The organism is Stenotrophomonas sp. ASS1 (assembly GCF_004346925.1).
Taxonomy (GTDB): Bacteria; Pseudomonadota; Gammaproteobacteria; order Xanthomonadales; family Xanthomonadaceae; genus Stenotrophomonas; species Stenotrophomonas maltophilia_A.
Window position 1 is genome coordinate 4,024,216 of sequence record NZ_CP031167.1, and the last position, 13,974, is coordinate 4,038,189.

General features: G+C 68.2%; 11 protein-coding genes. 6 read left to right on the forward strand and 5 right to left on the reverse strand.

What is annotated here, in order from left to right:
• Nucleotides 1-47: 47 nt before the first annotated feature.
• The 4 genes from MG068_RS18590 to MG068_RS18605 all read left to right on the forward strand — a co-directional run bounded on the left by MG068_RS18590 (nucleotide 48) and on the right by MG068_RS18605 (nucleotide 4,757).
• On the forward strand, nucleotides 48-2,534 hold the full coding sequence (locus tag MG068_RS18590) for a DNA topoisomerase I (RefSeq protein WP_107433224.1): 2,487 nt from the start codon (nucleotides 48-50) through the stop codon (nucleotides 2,532-2,534).
• Between the two features lie 129 nt (nucleotides 2,535-2,663).
• The gene (gene tsaC, locus MG068_RS18595; protein ID WP_019338925.1) at nucleotides 2,664-3,254 is read left to right on the forward strand and encodes an L-threonylcarbamoyladenylate synthase type 1 TsaC; all 591 of its coding nucleotides are present in this window, start codon (nucleotides 2,664-2,666) and stop codon (nucleotides 3,252-3,254) included.
• Nucleotides 3,255-3,297: 43 nt separating this feature from the next.
• The gene (locus MG068_RS18600; protein WP_049401000.1) at nucleotides 3,298-3,975 is read left to right on the forward strand and encodes a DUF4124 domain-containing protein; all 678 of its coding nucleotides are present in this window, start codon (nucleotides 3,298-3,300) and stop codon (nucleotides 3,973-3,975) included.
• 35 nt (nucleotides 3,976-4,010) lie between these two features.
• Complete coding sequence (locus MG068_RS18605) at nucleotides 4,011-4,757, forward strand: hypothetical protein (protein ID WP_049461961.1); 747 nt, start codon at nucleotides 4,011-4,013, stop codon at nucleotides 4,755-4,757.
• A gap of 93 nt (nucleotides 4,758-4,850) precedes the next feature.
• Here the strand turns inward: MG068_RS18605 and MG068_RS18610 are convergent, their stop codons facing one another.
• Nucleotides 4,851-5,627, reverse strand: coding sequence for an SDR family oxidoreductase (locus MG068_RS18610; RefSeq protein WP_132810847.1), 777 nt, complete (start codon nucleotides 5,625-5,627; stop codon nucleotides 4,851-4,853).
• 111 nt (nucleotides 5,628-5,738) lie between these two features.
• On the opposite strand from MG068_RS18610, the gene MG068_RS18615 reads away from it, so the two are divergent.
• Nucleotides 5,739-5,951: a hypothetical protein gene (locus MG068_RS18615; RefSeq protein WP_132810848.1), complete on the forward strand. Its 213-nt coding sequence runs from the start codon at nucleotides 5,739-5,741 to the stop codon at nucleotides 5,949-5,951.
• A gap of 73 nt (nucleotides 5,952-6,024) precedes the next feature.
• Here the strand turns inward: MG068_RS18615 and sppA are convergent, their stop codons facing one another.
• The 4 genes from sppA to MG068_RS18635 form a co-directional block, all read right to left on the reverse strand.
• Nucleotides 6,025-7,947 (reverse strand): signal peptide peptidase SppA, encoded by a 1,923-nt coding sequence (sppA, locus tag MG068_RS18620; protein ID WP_132810849.1) that lies wholly within the window; start codon nucleotides 7,945-7,947, stop codon nucleotides 6,025-6,027.
• A 116-nt stretch (nucleotides 7,948-8,063) separates the two neighbouring features.
• Entirely contained in the window at nucleotides 8,064-9,428 is a 1,365-nt protein-coding gene (locus MG068_RS18625) for an MATE family efflux transporter (RefSeq protein ID WP_110713888.1), read from the reverse strand.
• A 239-nt stretch (nucleotides 9,429-9,667) separates the two neighbouring features.
• Nucleotides 9,668-10,246 carry a DUF3106 domain-containing protein gene (locus MG068_RS18630; RefSeq protein ID WP_132810850.1) on the reverse strand — a complete coding sequence of 193 codons (579 nt, stop codon included), beginning with the start codon at nucleotides 10,244-10,246 and terminating at the stop codon, nucleotides 9,668-9,670.
• Nucleotides 10,239-11,243 carry a hypothetical protein gene (locus tag MG068_RS18635; protein WP_032129681.1) on the reverse strand — a complete coding sequence of 335 codons (1,005 nt, stop codon included), beginning with the start codon at nucleotides 11,241-11,243 and terminating at the stop codon, nucleotides 10,239-10,241. The genes MG068_RS18630 and MG068_RS18635 overlap by 8 nt, the downstream gene beginning before the upstream one ends.
• Before the next feature lie 412 nt (nucleotides 11,244-11,655).
• On the opposite strand from MG068_RS18635, the gene MG068_RS18640 reads away from it, so the two are divergent.
• Nucleotides 11,656-13,833 carry a primosomal protein N' gene (locus MG068_RS18640; RefSeq protein ID WP_132810851.1) on the forward strand — a complete coding sequence of 726 codons (2,178 nt, stop codon included), beginning with the start codon at nucleotides 11,656-11,658 and terminating at the stop codon, nucleotides 13,831-13,833.
• Nucleotides 13,834-13,974 lie beyond the last annotated feature (141 nt).

The following is a 13,974-nucleotide window of genomic DNA, read 5'->3' on the forward strand; positions in this document are numbered from 1 at the left end:
ACCCTAGCGGCCCCTCTCCCCCGGTCCGCCCACAGACCTTTCCTGACATGCCCAAGCACCTGCTCATCGTCGAATCGCCGGCCAAGGCCAAGACGATCAACAAATACCTCGGCAAGGACTACACGGTCCTGGCCTCGTATGGGCACGTGCGCGACCTGATCCCGAAGGAAGGCGCAGTCGACCCGGACAACGGGTTCGCCATGCACTACGACGTGATCGACAAGAACGAAAAGCATGTCGATGCGATCGCCAAGGCCGCCAAGGGCGCCGACGACATCCTGCTGGCGACCGACCCGGATCGCGAGGGTGAAGCGATCAGCTGGCACATCGCCGAGATCCTGAAGGAACGCGGGCTGGTCAAGGACAAGCCGATGCAGCGCGTGGTGTTCACCGAGATCACCCCGCGCGCCATCAAGGAAGCGATCAGCCAGCCGCGCGCGATCGCCAGCGACCTGGTCGACGCCCAGCAGGCGCGCCGCGCGCTGGATTACCTGGTCGGTTTCAACCTGTCGCCGGTGCTGTGGCGCAAGGTCCAGCGCGGCCTGTCCGCCGGCCGCGTGCAGAGCCCGGCGCTGCGCATGATCGTCGAGCGCGAGGAAGAGATCGAAGCCTTCATCGCCCGCGAATACTGGTCGATCGCCGCCGAGTGCGCGCACCCGTCGCAGCACTTCAACGCCAAGCTGATCAAGCTGGACGGGCAGAAGTTCGAACAGTTCACCATCACCGACGGCGACACCGCCGAGGCCGCCCGCCTGCGCATCCAGCAGGCCGCGCAGGGCTCGCTGCATGTCACCGATGTGGCCAGCAAGGAGCGCAAGCGCCGCCCGGCGCCGCCGTTCACCACCTCCACCCTGCAGCAGGAAGCCTCGCGCAAGCTCGGCTTCACCACCCGCAAGACCATGCAGGTGGCGCAGAAGCTGTATGAAGGCGTGGCGATCGGTGACGAAGGCACCGTCGGCCTGATCTCGTACATGCGTACCGACTCGGTGAACCTGTCGCAGGACGCGCTGGCCGAGATCCGCGACGTGATCGCCCGCGACTACGGCATCGCCTCGCTGCCGGACCAGCCGAACACCTACCAGACCAAGTCGAAGAACGCCCAGGAAGCGCACGAAGCGGTGCGCCCGACCTCGGCGCTGCGCACGCCTGCGCAGGTGGCGCGCTACCTGACCGATGACGAGCGCAAGCTGTACGAGCTGATCTGGAAGCGTGCGGTGGCCTGCCAGATGATTCCGGCCACTCTCAACACCGTCAGCGTCGATCTGTCCGCCGGCAGCGAACACGTGTTCCGCGCCAGCGGCACCACCGTGGTGGTGCCCGGCTTCCTGGCCGTGTACGAAGAAGGCAAGGACAACAAGAGCGCCGAAGACGAGGACGAAGGCCGCAAGCTGCCGGCAATGAAGCCCGGCGACCGCGTGCCGCTGGAACGCATCCAGGCCGAACAGCATTTCACCCAGCCGCCGCCGCGCTACACCGAAGCGGCGCTGGTGAAGGCGCTGGAAGAGTACGGCATCGGCCGTCCCTCGACCTACGCCTCGATCATCCAGACCCTGCTGTTCCGCAAATACGTGGAAATGGAAGGCCGCAGCTTCCGCCCATCCGATGTGGGCCGCGCGGTGTCCAAGTTCCTGTCCAGCCACTTCACCCGGTACGTGGACTACGACTTCACCGCCAAGCTGGAAGACGAGCTCGACGCCGTCTCGCGTGGCGAAGAAGAGTGGATCCCGCTGATGGCCCGCTTCTGGGAGCCGTTCAAGGAGCTGGTGGAAGACAAGAAGGAATCGGTCGACCGTGCCGAGGCCAGTGGCGCGCGCGAGCTCGGCACCGACCCGAAGACCGGCAAGCCGGTCAGCGTACGCCTCGGCCGCTTCGGGCCTTACGCTGCCATCGGCAGCACCGCCGAGGACGCCGAGGAGAAGCCGAAGTTCGCCTCGCTGCGCCCCGGCCAGTCGATGCACACCATCTCCCTGGAAGACGCGCTGGAGCTGTTCCTGATGCCGCGCGCGCTGGGTGAGGACAAGGGCGAGCCGGTCAGCGTCGGCATCGGCCGTTTCGGCCCGTTCGCCAAGCGCGGCAGCACCTATGCCTCGCTGAAGAAGGAAGACGACCCGTACACCATCGACCTGGCCCGCGCCGTGTTCCTGGTCGAAGAGAAGGAAGAGATCGCGCGCAACCGGATCATCAAGGAGTTCGAGGGCAGCGACATCCAGGTGCTGAACGGCCGTTTCGGCCCGTACATCAGCGACGGCAAGATGAACGGCAAGATCCCCAAGGATCGCGAGCCGGCCTCGCTTACCCTGGCCGAAGTGCAGCAGCTGATGGAAGAAACCGGCAAGCCGGTGCGCAAGGGCTTCGGCGCCAAGAAGGCTGCCGCGAAGAAGGCCCCGGCAAAGAAGGCCGCGGTGAAGAAGGAAGCGGCGCCGAAGAAGGCCGCTGCAAAGAAAGCGCCTGCCAAGAAGGCCCCGGCAAAGAAAGCGGTGAAGAAGGCTGCTGCGAAGAAAGCCCCGGCGAAGAAGGCCGCTGCAAAGAAGTAGATCCACGCCATGCGTGGATGAGGGGTAGTGCCGGCCGCTGGCCGGCAACCCCAGATGCATCAGATGCCGGCCAGCGGCCGGCACTACCGGGTGCCAGGGTCCACCCCTTCTGCACGCGGCATGGGGATAATGAAGGCCCACGCCGGGCCGGTCGCCGCCATGAAAGAACTCACCCTGGACTCTGCTGTCGCCACGCTCCGCGCGGGCGGCGTGATCGCCTACCCGACCGAAGCGGTCTGGGGCCTGGGCTGTGATCCCTCGCACGAAGCTGCGGTGCACATGGTGCTGCGGCTGAAGCAGCGCCCGATCGAGAAAGGCATGATCCTGGTCGCGGCCGAACTGGCGCAGCTGGAAGGCTGGGTGCGGCTGCAGGCGCTGCCCGACGCCCGCCAGCGCGCGGTGCTGGCCAGCTGGCCCGGTGCCAACACCTGGATCCTGCCTGCCGGCCCGCGCGCGCAGCCCTGGGTCACCGGCGAACACAGCGGTATCGCGGTGCGCATCAGCGCGCACCCGCTGGTGGCCGAACTCTGCCGCGCCTGGGGCGGCCCGCTGGTCTCCACCAGTGCCAACCTGGCCGGCGAACCACCAGCGCGCAGCCGCGAAGAACTGGACCCGCGCCTGCTGCGCCTGCTCGACGGCATCCTCGATGGGCAGACCGGCGGCCTGGCCCAGCCCACCCCGATCCGCGACGCGCTCAGCGGCAACGTGCTGCGCTCCTGAGCCGGCGATTGCGCTGCTGCGGACAATCACGCACCCTGCCGCCATGACCCTGCTGCGCGCCACCTTGAGCCTGTGTCTGCTGCTGCCGTGGACGGCACCCGCGGCCGAGGACGTGCGTGTCTACCGCTGCGTTGCCAGCAACGGTGCCGTCGCCCTGCAGGACAGGCCGTGCAACAGCGGCCGCCAGCAGGTGCGCGACCTGCAGCGCCCGCGCGATCCCGCTCCACGGGTGGTGCGCAGTGATGCCACGCCTCCGCCGCCCAGCGAAACCCCGGTCATCCGCGAGCGCGAAGTCCGCCACGTCTACATCCAGCCGCCGCAGCCGATGTACGAGTGCGTGAGCGAGGACGGACGGCGCTATACCAGCGACAACAACGAAGGCAATCCGCGCTGGGTGCCGCTGTGGACCAGTGTCTGGCTGCCGCACGGCCATCGTGGTCCAGCCTATCCCGGACCACGCCCGGCCATCGGCACGCCGATCGGCGAAGGCACGGGTTATCGCCGCCCCTCGATCGGCATGGACGTGCAGGTGCCGGCCGGCAGCGTGCTGGTCCGCGACAGCTGCCATGCGTTGCCACCACAGGAAGTCTGCGCACGGCTGAGTGACCGCCGCTGGGAGCTGGATCGCCGTTACAACAGCGCGCTGCAGAGTGAACGCACCGCCATCAGCAACGAACAGCGCGGTATCGATGCGCGCCTGTCGCGCGATTGCGAACGCTGAGCGCAGCACGCCGTCGCAGCCTGTACGCTGTGCGCATGAACCGAGTGATCTGGCTGCTCCTGGTCCTGCTGCCCGGAAGCGCGTTGGCCGAAGAGGGCGTGATCTACCGCTGTACCTCCAGCAGCAGTGACGTCCCTACCCTGCAGCGCACGCCGTGCGCCACCGGCAGCAAGCAGCAGGTGCTGCGCATCCCCGACCCGGCCAACTCGCAGGCGGCCGCCGCTGCGCCTGTAGCCGCCGAACCTGCATCCGCGCCCGTTGAAACACCCGCGCCGGTGCCGGCCGGACCGGCTGTTGCCCCTGCGGCCCCAGCAAAACCGCGACGCGCGGACGAAGGACGCACGATCATGGAAGCAGGCATGGTCGAACACGCAGGAGACGACCAGATCCTCGACAGCGCGACGCTGCGCCGCGATGCCGAGGCCCGCGCCGCCGCAGGTGACGGTCCACCGAAGCCGCCGCTTCCTCCGATCTTCCAGTGCACCGACAGCCAGGGCGGCGGCTACCTGTACGAGTACGAAGCCGCGCCCGGCCGCTGCGAGCTGATGACGGTACAGGGCCTTGGCGGAGTGACGCCGGTGAATGCCGCCAGCTGTGAAGTGGTGCGCGACCACTGCGAAGCGCTTCCCGAAGCGCAGCGCTGCGGTGGTTGGCAGCAGCGCTTCCGCGATGCCCGCGGCCGTGAGCGCTTCGCCGCGCCGGAGAACCGCGATACCGTGCGCGGTGAACGCGAACGGCTGCAGGGCGTGCTGGAGGCCAGCAACTGCCCGGTACCAGGGTGAGACCCACCGGTAGTGCCGGCCGCTGGCCGGCAACCACAGGATCTTCAGATGGTTGCAGTTGCCGGCCAGCGGCCGGCACTACCTGCTGAAAGATCAGAACCCGTAGCGCAGGAAACCGCCGTCCACCGCGATGCACTCGCCGGTCACATAGCTGGCCGCCGGCAGGCACAGGAAGCCCACGGCTGCGGCCACTTCCTCCGGCTCGCCGACACGACGCATCGGCGTGCGGTTGATCACTTCCTCGTAGTAGTCCGGGTCCGCCAACGGACCGGACGTGCGCCGCGTGCGGATGTACCACGGCGCCACCGCGTTGACCCGGATGCCATCCTCGGCCCACTCGACGGCCAGGTTGCGGGTCATCTGGTGCATCGCCGCCTTGGTCATGCCGTAGACCACGCCGCTGCGCACATGGGTCAGGCCGGACACGCTGCCGACGTTGACGATGGATGACGACGCGTGGCGTGCCAGCAACGGATGTGCATAGCGCGACAGCTCGAAGGCCGAGAACAGGTTGGTCTCGAAGATCTTCCGCCATTCGTCCTCGGAATACTCCGTGGCCGCCTTGGTGACATTGCCGCCGGCGTTGTTGACCAGGATGTGCAGGCCATCACTATGATCCTCCACCCAGTCCAGGATCTGGCGGCGGTCCTCGTCGTCTGAGACATCGGCGGCCAGCGCATGCACCTGCATCTGTGGATACACGTCCAGCAGTTCGTCGCGCGCGGTCTCCAGCATGTCGATGTCACGGCCGACGATCATCAGATCGGCGCCGAAGCCAGCCAGTTCATGCGCGATGGCCAGGCCGATGCCGGCGCTGGCGCCGGTGATCAGGGCGGTCTGGCCGTCCAGGCGCCACCGTTGCTGGGTCATGTGTTCTCCCGGGCCGCGCCCGCTGTGTTTCGATGCGGCAAGGATACGCGCTCACGGCCGCCCCCTGCCGAGGATGCGACACTGCCCGCACGCCCATCACGGAGTGCCGCCATGCGCATCCTGATCCTGTCCACGTCCCTGCTGACCACCGCGCTGCTGGCGGGCTGCCAGCGCCCACCGGCGCCGAACCCGGAAAAGCCACCGGTGCCCCGGGCGATGTCGCGCGCAATCAACGAACCGCTGAACCGCGCCAAGGGCGTACAGAAGACCGTGGACGATGCCGCCGCGCGTGAGCGCAAGGCCGAGGCCGACGCGACGCAGTAACCCCGCAGACGAAAACGCCCGGCCGAGGCCGGGCGCTTCCAGTAGATCCACGCCGTGCGTGGATGGCTTCCGATCAGAACCCGCAGAAGCAGTACGCCAGCGCCTTCACCGGCGTGCCGTTGCCCTTCTCGCGGGCCGCGTTCTCGACAAAGCGCAGCTGCGTATCCACTTCGGGCATCGTGCGCGACAGCACCATCCGCGCCATGCCCGAGTCGGACAGCATCCAGGCACCTGCACGGCTGCCGGCGAAACCGCTGACGAACTGCGCGAACGGCGTTGCCGCCTTCTCGATGTAACGCACGCGGTAGGCATCAGCCTTGCCCAGCTTGGCGCGGCTGGCGGCATCGGCCACCGCATCCTTCAGGCCACCGAAGGCATCGACCAGGCCACGTTCCTTGGCCTGCGCACCGCTCCACACGCGTCCACGGGCCACTTCGTCGACGGCCTCGACCGGCTTCTTGCGGGCGTCGGCGACGCGGCCGGTGAAGTCGGCGTAACCCTTGTTGATCACCGACTGGATGACCTGGCCCACGGCCGGATCCATCGGGCGGGTGACATCGAACGCACCGGCGAAACGGGTGGTGCCGACACCGTCGGTGTGCACGCCGATCTTGTCCAGCGCGCGGCTGAAGTTCGGCACCATGCCGAAGATGCCGATCGAACCGGTGATGGTCGACGGATCGGCATAGATGCGATCGGCATTCATGCTGATCCAGTAGCCACCGGAGGCGGCCAGGTCGCCCATCGACACCACCACCGGCTTGCCGGCGGCCTGCAGGGCCACCACTTCGCGGCGGATCTGCTCGGAGGCGAACACTTCACCACCCGGCGAATCCACGCGCAGCACCACGGCCTTCACGTTCTCGTCGTCACGCGCGGCACGCAGCAGCGCCGAGGTCGATTCGCCACCGATGCGGCCGGCCGGCAGGTCGCCACCGCTGATCTCGCCGGCGGCCACCACCACCGCCACCTGCGGACGGCTGTCGACCGGGTTGCGGCGCGCATCGAGCTGGCCCAGGTAGGAGCCGAAGTCGATGTTGCGGAAACCACCGTCGGCATCGTCGTCAGCCACGCCGCGCTCGATCATCAGATCCTCGAATTCCTCGCGGGTCTTCAGCGACGTCACCAGCTTCTGCTGCAGGGCGAACTTGGCCAGGTCGCCACCGGCAGCGGCGATGCCTTCCGGCAGCGTGTCGATGCCGGCAGCCAGCTGTGCCGGATCCAGGCGGCGGGCCTTGGCGATGTCGCCCAGGTAGCGCTGCCACACGTCGTTCATCCAGAACAGGTCGGCTTCCTTGGAGGCCGGCGAAGCGGCGTCGAGCACGTAGGGTTCGGCGGCGGACTTGTACTCGCCCACCTTGAACAGGTGCACGTCCACACCCAGCTTGTCCTGCAGGCCGGTGCGGAAGTACTGGCGATAGCGGCCCAGGCCCTCGAGCACCACCGACCCCATCGGGTCCAGGTAGACCTCGTCGGCCTGTGCGGCCAGCAGGTACTGCGACTGGCCCATGCTCTCGCTGTAGGCCACCAGCTGCTTGCCGGACGCACGCAGGTCCTGCAGTGCCGCGGCCACTTCACGCAGCGAAGCGAAGCCCGACGGCTGCAGCTTGTCCAGCTCCAGCACCACGCGCTCGATCTTCTTGTCTTCCTTGGCCGACTCGATCACCCGCAGCAGGTCGCGCAGCTGGATCTCTTCGGCACCGTTGTCGCCCACCGCCTTGGCCAGCGCGCGGCTGACCGGGTCAGCGCTGAACTGCTCGACCAGGCGGCCTTCCGGCGCGATCACCAGGGTCGTGCGGTCCTGCAGCGATTTGCTGGCACCGGCGCCCATGCCGGCGGCGATGACGAACATCACCAGCAGCAGGAACAGCAGGCCGAAGAACACCAGGTTGAGGATCAACCGGCGGGTGAAGTTCATGACGTCCCACAGCCCGATGAAGAAACTGGCGACGGGGTTGCGACGCGCCGGGGGCAGCGGGGGCACGGGTTGATTCATGGAACGCTCCGGATGGCTTCTTGCCGTGGTGCCAGCATAGCCGGTGCCGTGTGATGCGGCATCGGACACAAGTCAGGGGATCGCCCGCCACGGGTCATCGCGGCGGGCGGGGCGGATCAGGACAGTGCCGACTGGCCGATGCGCAGGCTGCTGCGACGCAGGCGCCAGCCCATCAGGATGGCGGCGGCGGTCAGGCCGACGATCAGGCCGATCCACATGCCCTGCGGGCCCATGCCCAGGCCCAGGCCGAGCCCGGCGCCGAGCGGCATGCCCAGGCCCCAGTACGCGAACATGGCGATGAACATCGGCACGCGGGTGTCCTTCAGCCCGCGCAGCGCGCCGGCCGACAGCACCTGGATGCCATCCGGGAACTGGAAGGTGGCCGCGTACAGCAGCAGGGTGGAGGCCAGGCCGGCCACCGCCAGGTCGTTGGTGTAGACACCGACGATGGCGTCATGGCCGAACAGCAGCACCGCTGCCGACAACGTCTGCGTACCCATGATGATCGCGTAGCCGGCCCAGGCCGCGCGCCGCACGCCGAAGCCATCGCCACGGCCGACCGCATGCCCGACGCGCACGGTGGTGGCCTCGGCCACGCCCATCGGGATCATGAAGCACAGCTGGGCGACGTTGATCGCAATCTGGTGCGCGGCCGCTTCATTGGCACCAAGGCGGCCGATCAGCAGCGCGGTGACGATGAACAGGCCGCCCTCCATCAGCACGGTGATGCCGATCGGCAGGCCGGTGCGCAGCAGGTCCCAGATCGCCTTCCAGCGCGGTCCTTCGAAGTGCGAGAACAGCTGCAGGTGGGCAAAGCGCTTGGTGAACCACAGGTAGGTGGCGAAGGCGATCGCCTGCAGCCACATCATCACCGCCGAAGCGATGCCCAGGCCCTCGGCGCCCATTTCCGGGAAGCCGAGCTTGCCGTTGGCCAGCACGTAGCCCATCGGTGCCAGCACCAGCAGGCCACCGAAGCCGAGCAGCATGGTCGGCAGCGTCCAGTGCATGCCCTCGCTGAGATAGCGCATGCAGAAGTACAGGGTCAGCGCAGGTCCGCCCCAGCGCACCGCATGCAGGAACGCGGTGGCCCCCGGCACGATGTCCGGCGCGATGCCGAACGCAGGCAGCAGCGGCGGCACCACGGTGAGGAAGGTGAACATGATCAGGCCCAGGCCCAGCGCCAGCCACAGTGCCTGGCGGAACAGCGGGCCGATCTCGCGCTCGCGGCCAGCGCCATGCAGCTGCGACACCGAGGCGGTGAGTGAGATCAGGGTGCCGATCGGGATCAGCATCGGCAGCCACAGCAGGGCGGTGCCGATGGTCACCGCGGCCAGGGTCGCCGTGGCGTGGTGGCCGGCAATGACATTGTCGACGAAGGAGATCAGACCGGTGGACACATGCCCGAGCACAAGCGGCAGGGCGAGCAGACCGGTAGCGCCGACTTCCTTGCTGAAGCGCGGCGTGGAGGTTGCAGTAGACATAAGGTGCTTGACGCGAACTACGGTTGCGCGCGAAGGCCACAGGCACCGGGTTGCGGGCCGCCATCTTACGCGTGCAGCGCGCGCATTCCCATGACATGGCGTGAATGCTGGGTTCCGGCAGGCCCCGGCATCACGCGTTGCGATCACGTTACGAACAGAAAAAGGGGACGGAGGGGATTAAGTCGTTTCAAGCCCGACTGTGCCGAACACGACTTAATCCCCTCCGTCCCCTTTTCTTTCTACTGCCCGGCCTGGCGCTTGAGCCAGGTATCGCGCTCGGCCGGCGGCACCGCGAGGAACGCGCCGCGGACCTTGTCGCGCTCCTGCGGTGGCGTGCGCTGTGCCACCAGGGTCAGTTGGGCCAGCTGCGCCGGGCTGAGCTGGCGCAGCACGGCCAGCGCGGCCTCGCGCTGTTCCGGCGGCACGAAGCCGAACAGGCCGTGCAGCTTGGGGAACTCCAGGCCCACCTGCGGGCCCAGCCGCCAGCCTTCGCGGAAGGCCTGGTCCTGCGCCTGGAACTGCTGCCGCAGGCGCTGCTGCTGGTCGGCCGGCAACGCATTGAATCGCGCAGCGGCCTGACGGATCCGCTCACGCTCGCCCTCCGGCAATGCCCGCCATGCGGCGTAGTCGGCGCGGCGCTGGCGCTGCTGCTGGGCATCGAGCTGGGCGAACGTAGCGGGCGTCGTACCTGTGCTGGCCGGGGCCGCCGGTGAACTGCCCGGCACTGGCGGCGGCAGCGGCACGTTCAAAGTCTGCGGCGCGGCGGACAGCGACAACGGCAGGGCCAGCAGCAGGCTGGCGAATACGGTCTTATTCATCGGCAGCAGCGGTTTCCAGCGTGGCGCTGGCCGGCTCCGGCCGGCTCGGCTTGGATTGCGACTCGTCCACCGGCAGCGGGCCGCCCGCGGCGGTCCATGCATACAGATCGGCATCGGCCACCAGCGGATAGTCGCGGTCGGCCAGCATCGTGGCGTCGTCCGTCGCCTGCGCAGGGGTCGCGTCCGGCGTGGCATTGACCTTGCTCGGCGGCAGTGCTTCCACCGTGACGGGACCCGCCTCACCAACCACGCCTTCCGGCAGCGGTGCGTCGCTGCCGAACGAATGTCCCTGCCAATGGCGCCAGCCCAGCGCGGCGGCCAGCAGTACCACCACGGTTATCAGCAGGATCAACGGACCGCGCCAGCGCGGCTTGGCATTGGCGCGGCGGCGCTTGCCAGTGGCTGCAGCCCGCTCGTCGCGCTGCGGGGTGCGCCAGCTGGAGGTCGGCGCTTCACTGCTGTTCGTCGGTGCGGCCGGCTGTTGCAGCTGCTGCAGGCGTTTGACGGGCAGATCGCGGATGCGCAGCTGCACCTGTTCGGCCAGCTGGCGCCAGGCCGAGGCGTCGGGCTGGCCGTGCGCGTCACGCGGGCAGGCATCGGCCAGCAGCTGCTGGTAGCCGGCTTCGTCCTGGTCGAGCACGCGCGTGGCGATACCTTCATCCAGGCTGCCGCCCACCCGCAGCAACAGCGCCAGGCGCGGCAACGGTCCCATCTGGCCCAAGGCGGCAAGCGGCGGCTCCCACTGGCCGCCCACCGGCTCACGCAGCGCCTGGCGCTGGCCCAGCAGGGTCCAGAAGCGGGTTGGCCACTGCGCCATCGGCAGGTCACTGGCGACCGCCGCAAACGCGCGCATCACCGCCACCAGGGTCTGTTCGGCCCGGGCAGCATCGCCGCACTGCAGTTCAGCCACCACCAGGGCGCGGCGTTCAACACCTCGCAGGAACGCCGACAGCGCGCCGGCCGCGGTCGAGGAAACAGGGGCGGGCACAGCCGTCATCGATCACTCCAAAGGTCTGCCCGCATGATAGCGGCAGGCCATCGGCGCCCGTAGGACTTGCGCCCACAGGCACTTCGTGCTGCAGGTTGTGCACAGCACCACGCTGCCTGCGCAGGAAACTGTGGCATCCAGCTGAATTCACTCTGTTTCAGCATTGTTTCACACTTAAGTAATTGATTCTTATGGATTTTAAAGTATGGCGATTTTTTGACCAACCCGAGCGTGAGGCCGTCGCCATCGGCCTCCTGCGCGCCCGCCGACCGGTAACGCACAGCGTTATCCACAGAACATGTGGATAAGACTGAATCTCCAATGGACACCGATATTTAGGTGACATTTATGATTCAACGGACCCGGCCCCGCCGCCGCCCACTCCGCCATTCGCGCGCGCATGGCCCGGTACACTGGCCCGATGCTTTCACCGATTCCGACCCTGCAGGTCGCCCTGCCCGTCCCCCTGCCCCGCCTGTTCGACTACCTGTCGCCGGAGGGCGTGGCCCCCACGGTTGCGGTCGGCTGCCGCCTGAAGGTGCCGTTCGGCAACCGTGAGCTGGTCGGTGTGGTGGTGGGACACGGCCAGACCGACGACGGCCAGGGACTCCGCCAGGCGTTGGCTTGGTGCGACCCGCAGCCGCTGCTGCAGGGTGAGCTGTGGCAGAGCCTGCAGTGGCTGGCGCGCTACACCCACGCGCCGTTGGGCGAAGTACTCAGCACCGCCCTGCCCGGCCCGCTGCGCCACGGCGAGGCCCTGCCCGACACCCATCACTGGGGCTGGCAACTGACACCCGAAGGCCATGCCCAGCGCGGGAAGCTGCGCGCCGGCAGCCGCCCGCGGCAGCTGGCCGAACTGCTGGCCGAGGCCGTGGTGGATGAAGACGTACTGGGCGAACGCATGGAGGACTGGCGCACCGCCGCACGCAGTCTGGCCAAGCGTGCACTGGCCGAGCGCGTGGCGATGACGGTGGCACCGCAGCATGCGCAGCCGCTGCCCGGGCCCACGCTCAACCCGGACCAGGCCGCGGCCGTGACTGCGATCAACGCCGCCGACGGCTTCCAGCCTTTCCTGCTGGATGGCGTGACCGGCAGCGGCAAGACCGAGGTCTACCTGCAGGCGATCATCCATTGCCTGGCACAGGGCAGGCAGGCGCTGGTGCTGGTGCCGGAAATCGGCCTGACTCCGCAGACCCTGGCACGCTTCCGCGGCCGCCTCGGCATCGCCGTGCATGCGCTGCATTCGGGCTTGAACGACAACGAGCGCGCCCGCGTCTGGGCAGCCGCCTCACGTGGTGAAGCACGGGTCATTGTCGGCACCCGCTCGGCAGTGTTCACGCCGCTGCCGCAGGCCGGTCTGCTGATCATCGACGAGGAACATGACGGCAGCTACAAGCAGCAGGACGGCATCCGCTACCACGCGCGCGATTTCGCCCTGGTGCGCGCCAAGGCGCTCGGCATTCCCGTGCTGCTCGGCAGTGCCACGCCCTCGCTGGAAACACTGCACAACGCCTATGCCGGGCGCTACGCCCACCTGCGCCTGAAGCAGCGTGCCGGCGATGCACGACCACCGCGCGTGCGCATCCTTGATGTGCGCAAACGGCCATTGCACGATGGCCTCTCGGCCGATGTTCTGGCCGGCATCGGCGAGCACCTGCAGCGTGGCCAGCAGGTGCTGGTGTTCAAGAACCGCCGTGGCTACGCACCGGTGCTGCTGTGCCACGACTGCGGATGGACCGCGCCGTGCCAGCGCTGCGATGCGCCGATGACCGTGCATGGTGGCGGCCGTCGCCTGCAATGCCACCACTGCGGTGCGCGGCAACCGGCGCCGCTGGCATGCCCGGCCTGCGGCAGCCTGGCGCTGCAGCCACAGGGCATCGGTACCGAACGCCTGGAAGAGCACCTCACCGCCGCCTTCGCCGATTTTCCGGTGGTGCGCATCGACCGCGGCACCACCTCACGACGCGACGCACTGGAACAGCAGCTGGCGAGGCTGGGCGACCAACCCGGCATCCTGGTCGGCACGCAGATCCTGGCCAAGGGCCACGACCTGCCGAAGCTGACATTGGTGGTGGTGGTGGGCATCGACGAAGGTTTGTTCTCCGCGGACTTCCGCGCCAGCGAGAAACTGGCGCAGCAGTTGATCCAAGTGGCCGGCCGTGCGGGACGCGCGCGTGATCCTGGTGAGGTCTGGCTGCAGACCCATCACCCCGGGCATCCGCTGCTGGAAACCCTGGTGAGCGGTGGCTACCACCCGTTCGCGCAGGCCGAGTTGAACCAGCGCCAGGCCGCCGGATTCCCGCCGTTCGCGCATCTGGCACTGATGCGCGCCGAGGCACAGCAGGTCGAGCATGCCAATGCGTTCCTGCTGGCGGCGCGGCAACTGCTGGGGGAACAGAATGTGGTCGAGGCCTACGGGCCGATGCCGGCGCCGATGCCGCGGCGTGCCGGCTACCAGCGCACGCAGCTGCTGCTGTCCGCGCTGCAGCGGCCACCGCTGCATGGCGTGCTGGCCCAGCTGGTGCCGCAGCTGTATGCGCTGCCGGAGGCACGCAAGGTGCGCTGGTCGCTGGATGTGGATCCGACGGATCTGTATTGAGGGCGCTGCCCAATGCTGCGTAGAGTCGAGCTTGCTCGACTGCCGTGCGCCAGACACAGTCGAGCAAGCTCGACTCTACCGTCGGTCCGTATGGACCCGACGGAACTGTATTGAGGCAGACGAACGCTAGCGCCGGGCCAT